Annotated in this window: 9 protein-coding genes and 2 tRNA genes; 5 read left to right on the forward strand and 6 right to left on the reverse strand. The window is 43.4% G+C overall.

Annotation, left to right across the window (positions count from 1 at the left end):
* Positions 1-381, reverse strand: a 381-nt coding sequence (locus tag KAU88_04740) for a glycosyltransferase family 2 protein (GenBank protein MCK4477817.1), incomplete at its 3' end; no start/stop codon positions are given.
* Between the two features lie 116 nt (positions 382-497).
* Complete coding sequence (locus KAU88_04745) at positions 498-1229, reverse strand: glycosyltransferase family 2 protein (protein MCK4477818.1); 732 nt, start codon at positions 1227-1229, stop codon at positions 498-500.
* A gap of 217 nt (positions 1230-1446) precedes the next feature.
* Here KAU88_04745 and KAU88_04750 point away from each other — a divergent pair, with 217 nt between their 5' ends.
* On the forward strand, positions 1447-2412 hold the full coding sequence (locus tag KAU88_04750; protein ID MCK4477819.1) for a radical SAM protein: 966 nt from the start codon (positions 1447-1449) through the stop codon (positions 2410-2412).
* A 51-nt stretch (positions 2413-2463) separates the two neighbouring features.
* Here the strand turns inward: KAU88_04750 and KAU88_04755 are convergent, their stop codons facing one another.
* Both KAU88_04755 and KAU88_04760 read right to left on the reverse strand, forming a co-directional pair.
* Positions 2464-2949 carry an adenosine-specific kinase gene (locus KAU88_04755; GenBank protein ID MCK4477820.1) on the reverse strand — a complete coding sequence of 162 codons (486 nt, stop codon included), beginning with the start codon at positions 2947-2949 and terminating at the stop codon, positions 2464-2466.
* 54 nt (positions 2950-3003) lie between these two features.
* Positions 3004-4158, reverse strand: a complete 1155-nt coding sequence (locus KAU88_04760; GenBank protein MCK4477821.1) for a cysteine desulfurase — start codon at positions 4156-4158, stop codon at positions 3004-3006.
* 158 nt (positions 4159-4316) lie between these two features.
* On the opposite strand from KAU88_04760, the gene KAU88_04765 reads away from it, so the two are divergent.
* Positions 4317-5288, forward strand: coding sequence for a hypothetical protein (locus KAU88_04765; protein ID MCK4477822.1), 972 nt, complete (start codon positions 4317-4319; stop codon positions 5286-5288).
* Positions 5216-6244, forward strand: a complete 1029-nt coding sequence (locus KAU88_04770) for a hypothetical protein (GenBank protein ID MCK4477823.1) — start codon at positions 5216-5218, stop codon at positions 6242-6244. Before KAU88_04765 ends, KAU88_04770 begins: the two co-directional genes overlap by 73 nt.
* On the opposite strand, the gene KAU88_04775 is transcribed toward KAU88_04770, so the two are convergent.
* Positions 6245-6319, reverse strand: a tRNA-Arg gene (locus tag KAU88_04775).
* Between the two features lie 93 nt (positions 6320-6412).
* On the opposite strand from KAU88_04775, the gene KAU88_04780 reads away from it, so the two are divergent.
* Both KAU88_04780 and KAU88_04785 read left to right on the forward strand, forming a co-directional pair.
* A tRNA-Ile gene (locus tag KAU88_04780) sits at positions 6413-6487 on the forward strand.
* Between the two features lie 93 nt (positions 6488-6580).
* Complete coding sequence (locus tag KAU88_04785) at positions 6581-13009, forward strand: hypothetical protein (protein ID MCK4477824.1); 6429 nt, start codon at positions 6581-6583, stop codon at positions 13007-13009.
* A gap of 266 nt (positions 13010-13275) precedes the next feature.
* Here KAU88_04785 and KAU88_04790 read toward each other — a convergent pair whose 3' ends face one another.
* Entirely contained in the window at positions 13276-14646 is a 1371-nt protein-coding gene (locus tag KAU88_04790; GenBank protein ID MCK4477825.1) for an MBL fold metallo-hydrolase, read from the reverse strand.
* Positions 14647-14695 lie beyond the last annotated feature (49 nt).

Here is a 14695-nt window from a genome sequence, read left to right on the forward strand (position 1 = left end):
GAATCCTTTATTTGATGGTAAGAAAAAACCACTTACACCAGCCACATTTTCATCTTCAAAATGCTTCAATCCACTTTCCAGCCAACTCGATGATGTAGGCAAAGAATGCCCATTAGTGATACACACCAGTTCCTCCTTTGAAGAAGCTACGCCAAGGTTCACTGAATATGGATGTGAGAAATCTTCATGTCTAAAAGTTAGAAGTTTGGAGTCAGGATAGTTTTCCAAATTTCTACGCACAAACCGTATTTCATTTTCACTTTCAGAATCCATCACAATCAATATTTCAGAAGGACTTGTTGTTTGATGCAGCAGGCAATCTAAGACACCGCTGAATAGTTTTTCTCGTCCAGCGCATCTGATAACAACTGAAACAGTCATTTCAATTCTTCTACCAAATGTTAAGCATTTTCTCTTTCAGCACAACTTTGATTTCCATGTAACTCTAGAATAATCAAATGTAAAAATTTTTTTCCTTTCTCCAACCAGGGCGGGCTTTAACTTTTGGCTTTAATATTACGCAACAAGTTTTGATATAAAACAATAACTGCGTAGAAAGCATACGATAACAACAACTGAGGACAACGAATCGCGAATTTAAGTTCGTTGGCAACTAAGGAGACACTTTTCCTTATTGTCCAGACAATTGTTGGTCGGTGGTGAATACAATAGGGTTCATAAGCGGAAATCACTTTGTATCCTTTCTCACAAATCCATGATTTGATGTAAGCGTCTTCATATATATGCAGATTAGAAGGGATATGAATATCTTTGACCGCTTCATATCGCACTAATAAGTCGTGGGTTCCACCTCTCTTGCCAAAAATCTTCATTGTAATTCTTTCAAATAATTTTAAGATCGTTGTGTTTTTCAGTACTGACCAAACTTCTATGCCCCAAATTGCGCCTACACCGTCTTTCAGAAGCTTCTTCGCCTTCTCGAACCATCCATTGCACAAAATGACATCACTGTCAACGAACATAAACCATTCAGTCATGACTTGTTCTATAGCTTTCTGTCTCGCTTTTCCTCTCGTTCCCTTCTCACTGAGAAGAACAACATTATTGTATTTTTTGTTAAACTTTCTAATTATCCTTAACGTTTTATCTGTTGAACAACCGTCCACCACAATTAATCGGTTAACCGGAACATTCGTGTAAATGGAGTCCAAACATTTCCCTAAGGTTTCTTCGCTGTCTTTTGTTAGGACAACCACATCTACATTCATTAGGATGTTCAACTCGGTGGTCTTGGCTATGTTTAATGGCCTACTAGGTTCTTTCAGTCAACAAAACACTTATAACATTTATGCTTAAATAACCGACCGACTTAGCCTAAGATTAAAAACCTTCAATGGAGTATTCTGTATGAGGCTCTCCTCACGCAAAGTTCTTAGCTTATTTAAACGCTCTCTTGCTTTCAATAAGCCTCATCATGTACAGTGGATGCTTACACGTCGCTGTAATTATCGCTGCAAAAGCTGTGATGTGTGGCGAAATCAGAAGCCTACAGCGGAGCTTTCCACGGAGGAAGTAATAGCGGGGCTAAATGTTCTTCGCAAAATGGGAGTGATAGAAGTTGTCCTCTCTGGAGGAAATCCCCTTCTACGTGAAGATATTGGAGAAATAATCGAATATGCCTCTAGATACTTCATCACAACAATTTATGACAATGGAAGCCAAGCGGTAAGAAAGATAAATGCGTTGCAGAAAGCGGATTTCGTCGCCATATCTCTCGATACAATGAACGAGAAGAAATATGATTATCTGAAGGGTGTCCACGGCGCTTGGAAAAACGCGCTAAATGCTGTTCAAACTCTGCATACCCAAGGAATCACAGTAGGTGTCTCGCCCACAATTTCACAACTCAACATACATGAGATTCTGGATTTTACAGATCATTTTACTGAAAGGGGAATTCCAGTCGTTTATTGTTTGTATCAGCATGATGCTCTTGACCAGCCAATGTTTCAAATAGGAGAGAAAAACAAAGAGCTTGAAATCATGGATAATGAAGCTCTCGCAAGAATCTGGGATGCGCTTGTCGAAAAGAAACAAAAATGTCAAGGAATTCTAATAACGAGAAAAATGCTAAACACCTTGAAAGGACTATGTTTAAATGGGCAAAGACCTTGGGAATGCAAAGCTCTTCAATCCTTTTTCACGATAGACCCTCTAGGCAAGGTAGCTGGTTGTCACCTTCAAAACCCCGTTACGACAGTCTTCGATTTGCCTGAAGTATGGAACAGCCAAAAATTTGAAACCTTGAGAAAGATGTACAGAGAATGCAAAAGCTGCTCCTACATGTGCTATATGTTCTATTCTCTCCACGCAAATGTCCAAGGAAATATCGAAATAATAAGAGACCAATGGAAAAACGCCAAAATAGTACTGCCTACTAAGAGACGTTGAACTTCAACGTTTGCTTAGACAAATAGCGTTCGCAAAAAATTAAAGTAAGAGTCAGAGCTTGTAGCCGATTTTTCTGAGAAATTCCTTTCTTGCCTTCACATCGCTTTCAGTTTCAATTCCTTTGCTTTTCAAACCATCAATTACGCCCAATACTCCCCTGCCTTTCCCAGTCTCACAAACAACAACCTGTAGTGGATTAGCTGTAGCGGCATAGATTGTGCACACTTCTGACACATTTTTGATTTTGCTTAAGACGTTTATGGGATAGGCGTTTTTGATGAAAATTACAAAGCAGTGACCACAGCTGAGTTCGAATGCTTTTTGAGCAGCTAGATGCTTCAGTTCCTCGTCGTTACCTTCACGCCTCACCAGACATGGACCAGAGCTTTCGCAGAAACCTATACCGAATTTCACGTTTGGAGCAGAATCTACCAATGCCTCATAAAGATCTTCGACTGTTTTTATGAAATGTGCCATGCCTAGAATAACATTGCAATCTTTTGCCACCTCAATCCTCACTACTTTGAGATCTAACATATCTTGCCATTGCCTCTAGACTAGTACTGTATTCTCGGTATTTTTTATGTTTGGTTAAGGTTTTAATGGCGATATCGCTCTGAGTCGTTCTACAATTTTTGGCAATACCTGGAGAATGTAATCTATGTCCTCTTCGGTGTTGTACATTCCAAGTGAAAGCCTTAAACTGCCACGAGCTTCTTCCGGTTTTAATCCGATAGCGAGAAGCACGTGACTTGGCTCTCCAGACGTTGAGGAACATGCAGATCTTGAGGAGGCAGCTATTCCTTCTGTGTCGAGGCCTAGAACCACGGCTTCCCCTTCTATGAAAGAGAATCGGAAATTAGTGTTGTTGGGAAGTCTCTTTGTGGGGTGCCCGTTAAGGTATGCGGCTTTAATTTCTAACACGCCTTTTATCAGTTTGTCACGCAGGTGGGTAAGGCGTTCTGTCTCTGGCTTCATTTCTTTTTTTCGAAGTTCCACTGCTTTGGCAAATCCCACTATCCCCGGTATGTTTTCTGTTCCCGACCGTAAGCTGAATTCATGTCCACCTCCGTGTATTAAGGGCTCGATTTTAAGGTCCTTGTTGATATATAGAGCACCTACTCCCTTAGGCCCATATAATTTATGAGCGTTGATTGTCATGGAATCAAAGTTCATCTCTTTGACATTGATTGGTAGTTTGCCGAAGCTTTGAACTGCGTCTGTGTGGAAAAGGGCACCGTGTTCATGGCATACCCTCGCGATTTCTCTAATTGACTGAATTGTTCCGATTTCATTATTCCCGTGGACAACAGATACAAGTGTCACGTTTTCCTTCAGCGCCTCTTCAAGAGCATCCATTTTCAAAAAGCCATATTGATCAACTGGCAAGTATGTAACTCTAAACCCTTGCTTTTCCAGCCATTTTGCAGAATTTATTATGCAGTCATGATCAATTGTTGAAACAGCGATGTGGCATCGGGTTTTGCCTTCTTTGAAGGCATATCCTTTCAGTACTAAGTTGTTAGCTTCTGTTGCGCTTCCCGTGAATATCAATTCGTCTGCATCAGCGTTCATCAACTTCGCGATAGTCTCTCTGGACTTTTCTAAGGCCCTTTTTGCCTCAGCACCGAAAGAGTTTAAGGAGGAAGCATTACCGTAGAATTTGGTGAAGTAAGGTTTCATAGCTTCAACTACATGAGGGTCAACTGGTGTAGTAGCGGCATAGTCAACATAGATTTTTTTAATCGCGAACCACTCCTTCAATAAAAGATAAGGGAAGATGTTTTAAACTATTCTTTCAAACACCTGAAGAGTTACCGCAGCAAAATTTGGTGCTTTCCATAACCAATATAAAAAAGCGTGTGTGTATGTTTCATGATAGAGAGATGAAGAAGCTTTATTTTTTGTCACTTGTTCTTCTGCTAATTCCAATAATCCCAATTGGCGGAAATATAAAAGGATCTGGTGACGCTCAAAACCTAAGCACTATCGTCCACACCGTCCCAATAAACGTTGTTTTTGTTGGTTTCAAAGAAGAAGTGGTTGACACCAATTTCATCGATTTGAATATCCAGAAAAGCCATCAATTCAGCCACGGAGATTATACGATGCATTATAATTTTAATGTCAGCTACCGATTTGCGAATTCTTCATATTACACAACGTTGAGAACTTTCATCTTAGCAAATTCTGTGAATGGCACGGATACCACGTCAGCATTGAATGGCACGGCTTTGCAAACCCAAAAGGTAACAGGTGCAAAAATGTCGATTTTCCTGTCTCAATCGGGCAGAGCGATAAATGCTGTGGCGGTTGAAGAATGGTTTGCGGCAAATCCCTATGTAGCGGGTTTAGAGTCCTCATATTGGTTCTACGTTATGAATTTCACCGAGTTCGATTCGCCAGATCATAGTTTAGAGCACTGGTATAACACCACTGAGCTGGATTTTGAGGCAAACAACATGCGTGACTTCTGGAGACTTGAATGGGATAATGCTTTAAACCCAAACGTTAAGTTTCCTTATGCTTGCTTCACTTCTCAGAGCAGAGTTTTCTTCATTGACCCTTCTGCATTTCAATGGTATCTTACGTGGGCGAGAATTTGGTGGGGGCTTTCAGTAAGCGGACCCAAGTATGACTACTACTATGAAGACTTGGACGAATTCTTGGCTACACATGATGTTGGCACTAGCCAAGGAAAAACCGATTTAGCCTACTATCTCGCAGGATGGATAGACGACACGGTAACAACATGCTTGGTCCTGATCTCTGGACCAGCATCGATACGTCTAAAGCTGAATCCATGTCAATTCAGGTACTTGTCCTTAATAATGCTTCAGATTCCGGTTACTCAAACGAGGTCATGCGCTGGATAATTAACTCCACGTTCGCCGAAGAGGCAATAGCAGATTTGGCGCCGTTCATAGATGTAGAAGTTATAGTGGAGTTTCAAAATCTTTCCAATTACCCTCAATTAGAAGCTATTTTTGACGATGCGGTAATCGAGAAACAGAACGGTTGGACATACTACGATAGATATCAAGTTTGGAACGGTCTCTACAGTGTCAGAAATACGTACTTCAACTTGAGCGCAGCTGACGTGGTAATCAATGGCTACGTGTTCTTAGAAAAGAATATGAGCATGATGATCTACGGCGGAGAATATACAGGGTTAGGTGGAGTGGGACAAATATTGGTAATGAAAGAGGTGGGGCGTTATTTTCAAGAAGATGGAATTTCGTCAAAATCCGGGCTTGGACTGGTTTTAATCCATGAAGCTGGTCACAACCTTGGCTTTCCTCACACTTTCATTCATGGGGTTGCCTATGCGGGAGACTTTGCTTTCGATGTTATGGGCTACTACCCTTACTCGTTTTTCTTTACTCAGATGAGGAAGGACTGCTTTAGAAGACTAGTGGTCGATTTCAGGGTTCTCGGTTTGCAAGGGCACATTGATGAAGACCTTGCTCTTTATAGCCGCAAGAACTCGACATCCATCATAGAAGAAGAATTCCACAAAGTGTACGCGAAGATTAATGAAACACTTCAACTTCACGACGAACTACGATACCTTGAAGCTTACGACAAAATTCTGGAAGCAGAAACCTTGGAACTAAGCCTGCAAGAGCTGATTTGGATTTACCTCTGTGACTTAGATAATGATGGAGTAGTAAAAATCTACGATGTTGTCTTGGCGGCGGCAGCATACGGCTCAAAACCAGGCGACGGCAATTGGAATCCAAGCGCAGACTTAATCCAAGACGGTGTAATCGATATATACGATATTGTCGTCATAGCCAACTACTATGGTGAGAAGTGCCAGGAGAACTAGCGGGTCCGAGGGGATTTGAACCCCTGGTCTTCGGCTCCGAAGGCCGACGCCTTATCCAGACTAGGCTACGGACCCACAGAGAGATAGAGAATAGGTGATTAAAGATTTTCTTTCTGAAAATGCTTATAATTAGCAATAGTTTATTCTAATTTCGCGACAGTGAACTGCGGGCCGGTAGCTCAGCATGGCTGGAGCGTTCGGCTGATAACCGAAAGGTCGAGAGTTCAAATCTCTCCCGGCCCACTTTTGGGGTATAGTCTTCTATAATCATTCTCCAAATAGCTTTTTATGGTTCCGTGATTATTCTTTCTTCTCGTATGTTTGGGAGAAGTTGGTATGCAAAAAACAACCAGTATTTTTGTAGGTTTTGCACTAATAATTTTGTTATCAGGTGTTGACATTCAGGCTGCCGTTCAGCCTACGTTGACAAGTGCGAGCTCTATAATTCCGCCAAGAACTGGGTCCAATTTGAGGGAGCTTGTTGAAGAGCTTATCAAGGCAACCACGAATATGACTGATACCGATGGTGATGGTCTTCCAGATTCGGTGGAGGCTGTCATCGGCACTGATTTCAACAGCACTGACTCGGACTTTGACTTGTTGTATGACTACGATGAAGTGCAGAATGACTCAGACCCGCTGGATCCAGATTCGAACAGCGACGGATTGCCCGATTACAACGAAGTGTGCAACGTGACTTCTCTGGATATCGACGGTGACAACATCTCGAATGTATGGGACTTTGACAATGATGGAGATGGTTTGAACGATGAAGTCGACCTGTCGCCTTTCTCCAAGTCTAGCATGCACGATGCGTTTCATTTTGACATAAACATGAGCGGCAAGCCAACCTACATAACGTTACAGTTGAAGCCTAGAAACCCTGAGAATTTGAAGCTTTACTATCAGTTGTGGGACTGGCCTTACGATCGTGAAGGCTCCATGAAGGATATGGACAACTCAAAGGAAGACATTAAAGTCGTTCCCCAACTCAATGTAACTGTTAATGTCCCACCGAACCAATCAGATGTTGCAGACTACGGAATTCTTGTAACCGATAATGGCATGCATGTGCCCGTGTATCCTGTCTGGGAAAACGACGCTATCGTTGCCTTCACTGCCCTAGTATTCTACAATGCTTCTTCTCCAATGACTCTCTCGATGGATGCTGAACTCATGTGGCGTGTCATTGGGTCCAATGATGAAAAAGCCACTGCTTTAAGGACATATGATGGATTCTATGTTTCTGTTGCGTCCAATGGTGTTGTGGTTGCTAATGCAACTCAAGTTACCAGTTTTGAGACGTTACAGTGGATCGAACTAGGCGAGAATAAAGTGGCTCTCAAGGTTCATGATGGACCGTATCTTTCTGTGATTGGTGATGGTTCGATTATTGCACAAGGCTATGAGATAGGCAGCATGCAGACCTTCGAGTTAATTAAAGGCAATGACACGGTGTCTCTAAAGGCGTATAATGGCAAATATGTTTCAGTTGCAGCGGACGGAACTTTTGTTGCCCGCAGCGATTCTATAGGGAACATGGAAAGTTTTGAACTTGTCGATAGGGACTATCTTAGTGAGTGGACTATTCTCGCTACATACAATGAGCCCTTTATGTTAACTGGGTTTACCATTAGTGAAAGCTATGGTTCGGATCTCGGGTTGTTCTATAGCGAGGATAAGGATGAAACGATTAGGGCTAACATGTTGCTGGGTTACGATTTTCTGAGGAATTCAACAACACATCTATCCGACATGCCGTCAATCCTTGAGAACTACAATGTAAATGTTGAAAGTCTACTTGGTTCATTTTCGAACAAGGACGCGGCCCTCGTGGAAATGAGCAACACTATGATACCTCAAGCCTTGAGTTCATTGCCTCACAGTCAAGTCTTTCCTGTAATTATCTGTATTGAAGAGAACCTCACAATGGTTGAGATGTCTCAACTTGTTTCCAGCTCATACATTTTGGGAGACTGGTATTCTGTAGATTTGGTTGTTGAGCTAGAAAACGCGTTAATAAATTCGAGGATGTTGAAGACCAACTTCTATAATACAACTGGCTACGTGGCACTTGAGATAGAGGATATCATGCGTCATGTAGATGGTTGGCAGTTGAGTGAAGAAGCAGGTTTTAGCGCGTCAAGTCTGATTTTAATGTGGAACACGGGCGAACAGTCTATCACCAGTAAGGGTTCTCAAGAAATTGTTGCTCAAGCTCCTGAGGCATTCTTGGCGGTTCCTCTTGCCTTTGAGAGTTTGATGCTTGCTGCTCGGGGAGGGCTAGGGCTGAAGGCGTATCAATCTCTAAAGTTCTTGAGAATGAAAGGTTGGACTAGTGCCTCCATAGCGAAGATGTTGAAGACAGGAGGCAAGACTGGCGGATTTAGACTTTGGGCGAAGATGTGTAACAAATTGACTAAAGCCAAGCAGGGATGGGCTGGAATCAAAGGGCTAAAAGTGCTGAAAAATGTGATGAAGGGTTTGGCAGTTCTCGGTGTAATCCTGGATGTAGGTTTATCAATTTTGTCAGGGTTTATGATTGCTGATCAGATCGGGGGCCATCTGGGTAAATCGATTGGTGCATCATATGGCATGATCGCCGCTACCTACGCTATTATCTATACAGGTATTCTCATTGCCATTGGACAAATCCCATATGTTGGTTGGATTATTTCGCTCACTATTGTCATAGCTGACATTTTCGGCGGTTTTTCAGATGCCTTGATGGGGTGGCTGATGGATCTTTTTGGTCCTGATGACTTGTCAGTAGTAACGCCTTGGTTGGAAGACATAAACGTGACCAACGTAACTGTTTGGGACAAGGACAATAATGGACTTGACGTTGGAGACCGCATCAGTATTACAGTACAAACAACAAGCAAGGTTAACGTTACGTCTGGTAGAGAGACGGGGTGGGCTGCGAAAAGCTGGTATCGTCCTTACCTAAGTATTAGTGCTCCGAGGGGTTCCTTCTCAAATACGAGTATGACTGGGATTCCGCCAGAAGATACTTGGATTGTGGAGCAGGGAGTCAATTGGAAGACAGAGGAGTATGAGACAGGTGCTTGGATAGAGCCTGGAATTGGTATGCCCAACTTTCCTGTGAATGTTCGGATAAACTTTGATTATGGACTTTGGCATATTTGGGAGCATTTCATTTTCTATTTGGTTTACTGGGAATGGTGTCGTCATGAAGACCTGCAAACAGGTGTGTCATCATCTCATTTCACTACGTTGCGTTATGATGTGCTTCCTGGAAGCATTGATGATTTTGCGAGATGGAGAGGCGTTACACCGTTGGATCACGATGGTGATGGTCTTAGGGACAGTAACGAGACGATAAGTGATCCTTGGAAATATGACACTGACGCTGATGGATTGAATGACAAGTTTGAGGTTGAAACTGGAACTGATCCAAGGAAGTACGATACGGATGGTGACGGGTTAATTGACAAGTTTGAGTTTGTTTATGACACGAACGCAACAAACAGGGACACTGACGGCGATGGGCTCCCCGATTATTTGGAGGTCGCAGGATGGATGATTGGCTTCAACTATACTGGCGATCAGAATAAACCGTTTACGATGCGTGTTTACTCTGACCCAAGGGTTCCGGACACTGATGGCGATGGAGTGGATGATGAAGCAGAATACTGGAGCGATTTGAATCCGCGGTCTCAAGACACCAATGGTGACGGAATAAAAGATGTTGCAAAACAGGGGTCTCTTACACAAATTTGGTTTGAAACTAAATGGGAAATACCCTTGGACATTGAACACACTGTGAGTGATATGGCGGTTGACTCTAATGGAACCGTCTATGTAGCACTACTTCAGGACTCTGAAATTCTGAAGTATAGTTCAGACGGGACTTTAAATGCGACATGGGAAGACAAAATAGGTGTTCCCTTCTCTGTCGCTGTCGATGAAGAAAATGGTTATGTTTACGATTTCTTTGGGACTTGGGTTTACGACCACTATTTTTATGGCATCCAAACTTTCGACTACAATGGAACTTGGATTAAAACATGGGGTCAAGGTGATCGGCCAATAGCGTTAGATGTTGACGCAAACGGCTATGTATATGCTGCCAGAGGAGCTCTAGATTTTGGGTGGCCAAAACGAGACATAATGATTGTCGAGAAGTACCATTCTAATGAGACACTCATAACTTCATGGGGTAATTACGGTCCCGCTCCAGACCAGTTCAATAGAATTGTTGGCATAGCAGTTGATGGCAAAAACGGCTACGTCTACGTCATCGACAAAGCAACATCTGACTTCCCAGACAGGGAAGATCGCATCGCAAAGTTTGATACTGATGGAAACTGGCTCACTGACCTGCCATACACTTTCAATAATCCCACAGGAGTAGAAGTTGACTCAGAAGGATTCGTTTATGTTGCAGATACAGATAATCATCGCGTCCACAAATTCGACTCTAACGGAATGAACATAACATCATGGGGCGAATACGGTCTCGAAGATGGACAATTTGTAGACCCCTACAGATTGGACGTTGATGCGGAAGGAAACATCTACGTACTTTCATGGGGCTCTGTGCAACCGAATACATGGCCTGCCTGCCGGGTACAGAAGTTTTCCCAAAGTCCTACCCGCCCAATCAGGGAGGATGTCCTTCCAGACAGGGATGGCGACGGACTAGAAAATGACGAAGAAAATTCTGGTTGGACAGTGGTCTTCACGAATACAACTGGCACTTTCACGATTTCAGTGACTAGTGATCCTCTGCTAAATGATACAGACACTGAAGGTCTAACAGACTATCAGGAATATGGTCTATTAACAAATCCGAGGGACCCAGACACCGACGATGACGGATTAACAGACTTTGAAGAATGGAAAGGATTCCCTTCACAAACAAATCCGAACCACTGGGACACAGACGGGGACGGACTAGGAGACGGCGTCGAAATCACATATGGCAGCGACCCAACAAAAATCGACACCGATGGCGATGGCCTATTAGACCCCGAAGAGTTCCTGTTCAACTCAGACCCTAATGACCCAGACACCGACGATGACGGGCTCTCAGACTATGAGGAGAAACTTTTCAATTCAAGCCTCACCAACCCAGACTCAGACGATGACTTCATGTTTGATGGCTATGAAAAAACCGCAGGCACTGACCCGCAAAACAGCGACACGGACAACGATAACTTACCAGACGGCTACGAGATACTTCTAGGCACGGATCCCCTGAGCAACGACACTGACGGAGACAACCTCTCCGATGGCACTGAAGTAAACTTGTGGCTTAATCCCCTGTCTAACGATACAGATGGCGATGGGCTCTTGGATTCAACAGAACTGGAAAAGGGCACCAACCCTTGGAACAGAGACAGCGACTTCGATGGCATACCCGACGGCGAAGACCTTGATTCGAACAGCACACATGTGCCAAACATAATCCTGTCATTCGATCCAGACAATGCCACTAACGAGTTCGCAGGGAAACTTGCGCAATACACCAACGTAACAATTGTCTCAAAAGATGAACTTCTGATGAACTACACAGATGCACGTTACATAGTGCTTGTTGGAAGACCCGACGGAAACGGAACAGTTGGAACCCTCATCCACGACCTTCTGCTTGATTCTGGAGATGCCCTGACAAAGATGACTGAGTCGGATGCCAATCGGTTCGCAGTTAGACACGGATTATGGAACAACACTCAGACGATAATAATGCTATCGTATCCCTACCCCATGGACCACGTCAGAGTGCTTGACATCCTAAGAAGCAAAACTGTGACAATACTGTCAAACTCGGCTATAATTGAGTATAACATGAGCGTAGCAGTGAGTTATCCTGCTGGAGGATCCTTGAACCACTCCGACGTTTCATATAATTTCTTCAAGATAGATGAAATCGACACGGTGAAAGCAACCGACTCCATTATCAATGCCATTCTGGAAAAAGCAGTAAAGCCAAGAGTTGAAATCAACAGATACAACGCCTCCACAACACCCTTCGAACTCACCCACACATCTGGCCTAGCCTCCAACGAAAAAGCAGTAGGAAAGTACTTCCAAATAAACGTAAGCGAAGACATCCAAAACAAAACCTCAGAGATCGTAGAAGCAGCGCTTATCCAAATATACTACGCAGAGTCCGAACTGGATAGAACTGGAGACGGAGACGCCAACGACCTTGACGATTTCCTTGAAAGCACGTTAACACTGTACTTCTTCGATGAATCCACTGGCTCATGGACAAAACTATCTGGATATTTGGATGGGGTGATCGACGTTGGGGTTAACACTACGGATATTGAGCTTTATGGCAAGAAATACGCGGGCTATGTTTGGGCTTACGTATCGCACTTCTCATTGTACGGGCTCGCAGGTCTTACGGGTAATCGTCCCCCAGATGTTTCAGACGCACGTCCAAGCATAGAATACCTTTGGTCGCCAAACCACAAATTCGTTGACGTAACCATCGAAGGCGTCACAGATCCAGACGGTGACGAAATTACAATAACTATACTCGGCATTACAAGCGATGAGCCCACCTCTAAACATGCGCCAGATGCATATGGAGTTGGAACCAGCGTAGTCAGCTTAAGAGCCGAACGACTAGGAACAGGCAATGGTAGAGTCTACGTGATCACGTTTGTAGCCAGCGATGGAAGAGGCGGAGAAACCATAGGCACCGTGACTGTCTACGTTCCACACAACCAAAAAGGATGCATTTGCATAGACGACGGGCAAAAGTACGACGCTACAGAGACAAACTAAGGGCGCACTCGAGTTTAAAACACTCCGTATCTTTTCCACTGAGCCATCAAGCAAAACCAGCGGAATCTTTGCCCGAAGGCATCAACAAGCTTCTCTGCAACTTGCCTCGCAAGAGTGATTTTCTCATCGTAACTCAATCTATATTTATTGTTCTTAACGGCTGCCTAAGTTCGCGATTGCATAGAAAAAAAGGGGGGTTTCAAATCTCTCCCGGCCCACTTCAGAATTTTTCCTGGACCATTGTTTCAGATTTTTTTAGGGGTTACTTACGTTTTTTGAAGAGGGTCCAAACTGTATTTTTTTCCGTATCTAATCGTCTGAACGTTACTGCTTATCTTTTTGAACAATTGCTGGTTTTCCGTGTGTATCGGAAAAATTTTCTTTGGCTTGATGTAGTTGATTAGACCCGTTAATTGATCTCTGTTTAGGTGGCCGGAAGCATGCAGTTGATGAAACTGTATTTTAAAATGGTTGAGCCAGTTATGCATTACCCGATCTTCAATGTCTTCTTCACTGTAAGGTTCGCTCATGCTATGGATAAAATGGCTGCCTGGTTTCGGCTTAATGTCAATTAGCTCTGCAAATTGATGAAAATCCAAATCCATGACCAGTTTGCTCTGATTTTTGTGCACAAATTCATAGGTCGCCATTTTTTCTATGAAATCTCGCTCCCAAACATAATAGTCCTTTTCCTCGAACCCTCCGGACTTTTTCCGTTTGTAATAAACCAGAATATTCTTGTCCTTAAACGGGTCAGGAAGATCAAGGCGTCTATCTTCCACAAGTCTGCTTAGCAAATGAGCGGTTTTTAAAGAAATAACAATCTTTCTATCGTTGCTCTTAGCCACATTGTAGAAACTCCTGAACCTGTCCATATCCCTACTGTAACGAGTAACAAACACAATCTTATCCGTTGAGGAAACAACCTTGCCGCTTAGTTTCTCAACCTGCAACTCAGAATAGTTCTTTCGTTTTTCCTTCTCGACCATTTTAGTACCTTCGCATATCATGGCCACAGGTTCCGATTCACGCGCTTTGTCTGCGAATTCTTCAGTCATATCATTCCTAGGACCGTGAGCCCTAAGATCTCCAGTGTACACGATTGTGCCTTCAGACGTATGAACTAAAAAGCCGTACGCAGCAGGGATTGAATGATCAACATGAACAGGCTCCACCACTATTCTGCCCACGTTAATTTTGTCTCCAGTTCGAAACGTCTCATACCAACGCTCTCCGTAACTGCAGAAACTGCTGGTCTTCTCCATCGCTTCCAAAAACAGTTTGGTGCCTTCACCAAGATACACAGGTATCTCTGGGTCTAAAAACTCGATATGTTTCACGTGATCGAAGTGGGCGTGGGACAAAAACACAGCGTCAAACCTTGGCTTCACATAAGGAACATCCGTGAACTGCAGTTGCTCCTTCGCATACAAACCTTTCAATTTTGGCAGCAAACCAAACTCAAAATAATCCCCTAACCCGTTGATGGCTCGTGGAGACAGCCAACCCGAAAAAAAATCACAGCCCAATGTGAAAGATTGACCGAAATCCAAGAAAACCCTGACACCGCCATCTTCTAACAAGACCTTGTTTCCACCAATCTCATCCACTCCGCCGTAAAACGTCAAACTCACCATTCCAAACAGACCACCATCAATACTCACTCAACTACACAATTCAAACGAT

It is taken from the genome of Candidatus Bathyarchaeota archaeon, from assembly GCA_023131225.1.
In the GTDB taxonomy this organism is placed as follows: Archaea; Thermoproteota; Bathyarchaeia; order Bathyarchaeales; family SOJC01; genus JAGLZW01.

Excerpts from the sequence above, each read along its gene's own strand:
- KAU88_04750 (MCK4477819.1), top strand. The coding sequence starts at position 1,447 with ATGCTTACACGTCGCTGTAATTATCGCTGCAAAAGCTGTGATGTGTGG.
- KAU88_04755 (MCK4477820.1), bottom strand. The coding sequence starts at position 2,949 with ATGTTAGATCTCAAAGTAGTGAGGATTGAGGTGGCAAAAGATTGCAAT.
- KAU88_04745 (MCK4477818.1), bottom strand. The coding sequence starts at position 1,229 with ATGAATGTAGATGTGGTTGTCCTAACAAAAGACAGCGAAGAAACCTTA.
- KAU88_04770 (MCK4477823.1), top strand. The coding sequence starts at position 5,216 with ATGTCAATTCAGGTACTTGTCCTTAATAATGCTTCAGATTCCGGTTAC.
- KAU88_04785 (MCK4477824.1), top strand. The coding sequence starts at position 6,581 with ATGCAAAAAACAACCAGTATTTTTGTAGGTTTTGCACTAATAATTTTG.
- KAU88_04790 (MCK4477825.1), bottom strand. The coding sequence starts at position 14,646 with ATGGTGAGTTTGACGTTTTACGGCGGAGTGGATGAGATTGGTGGAAAC.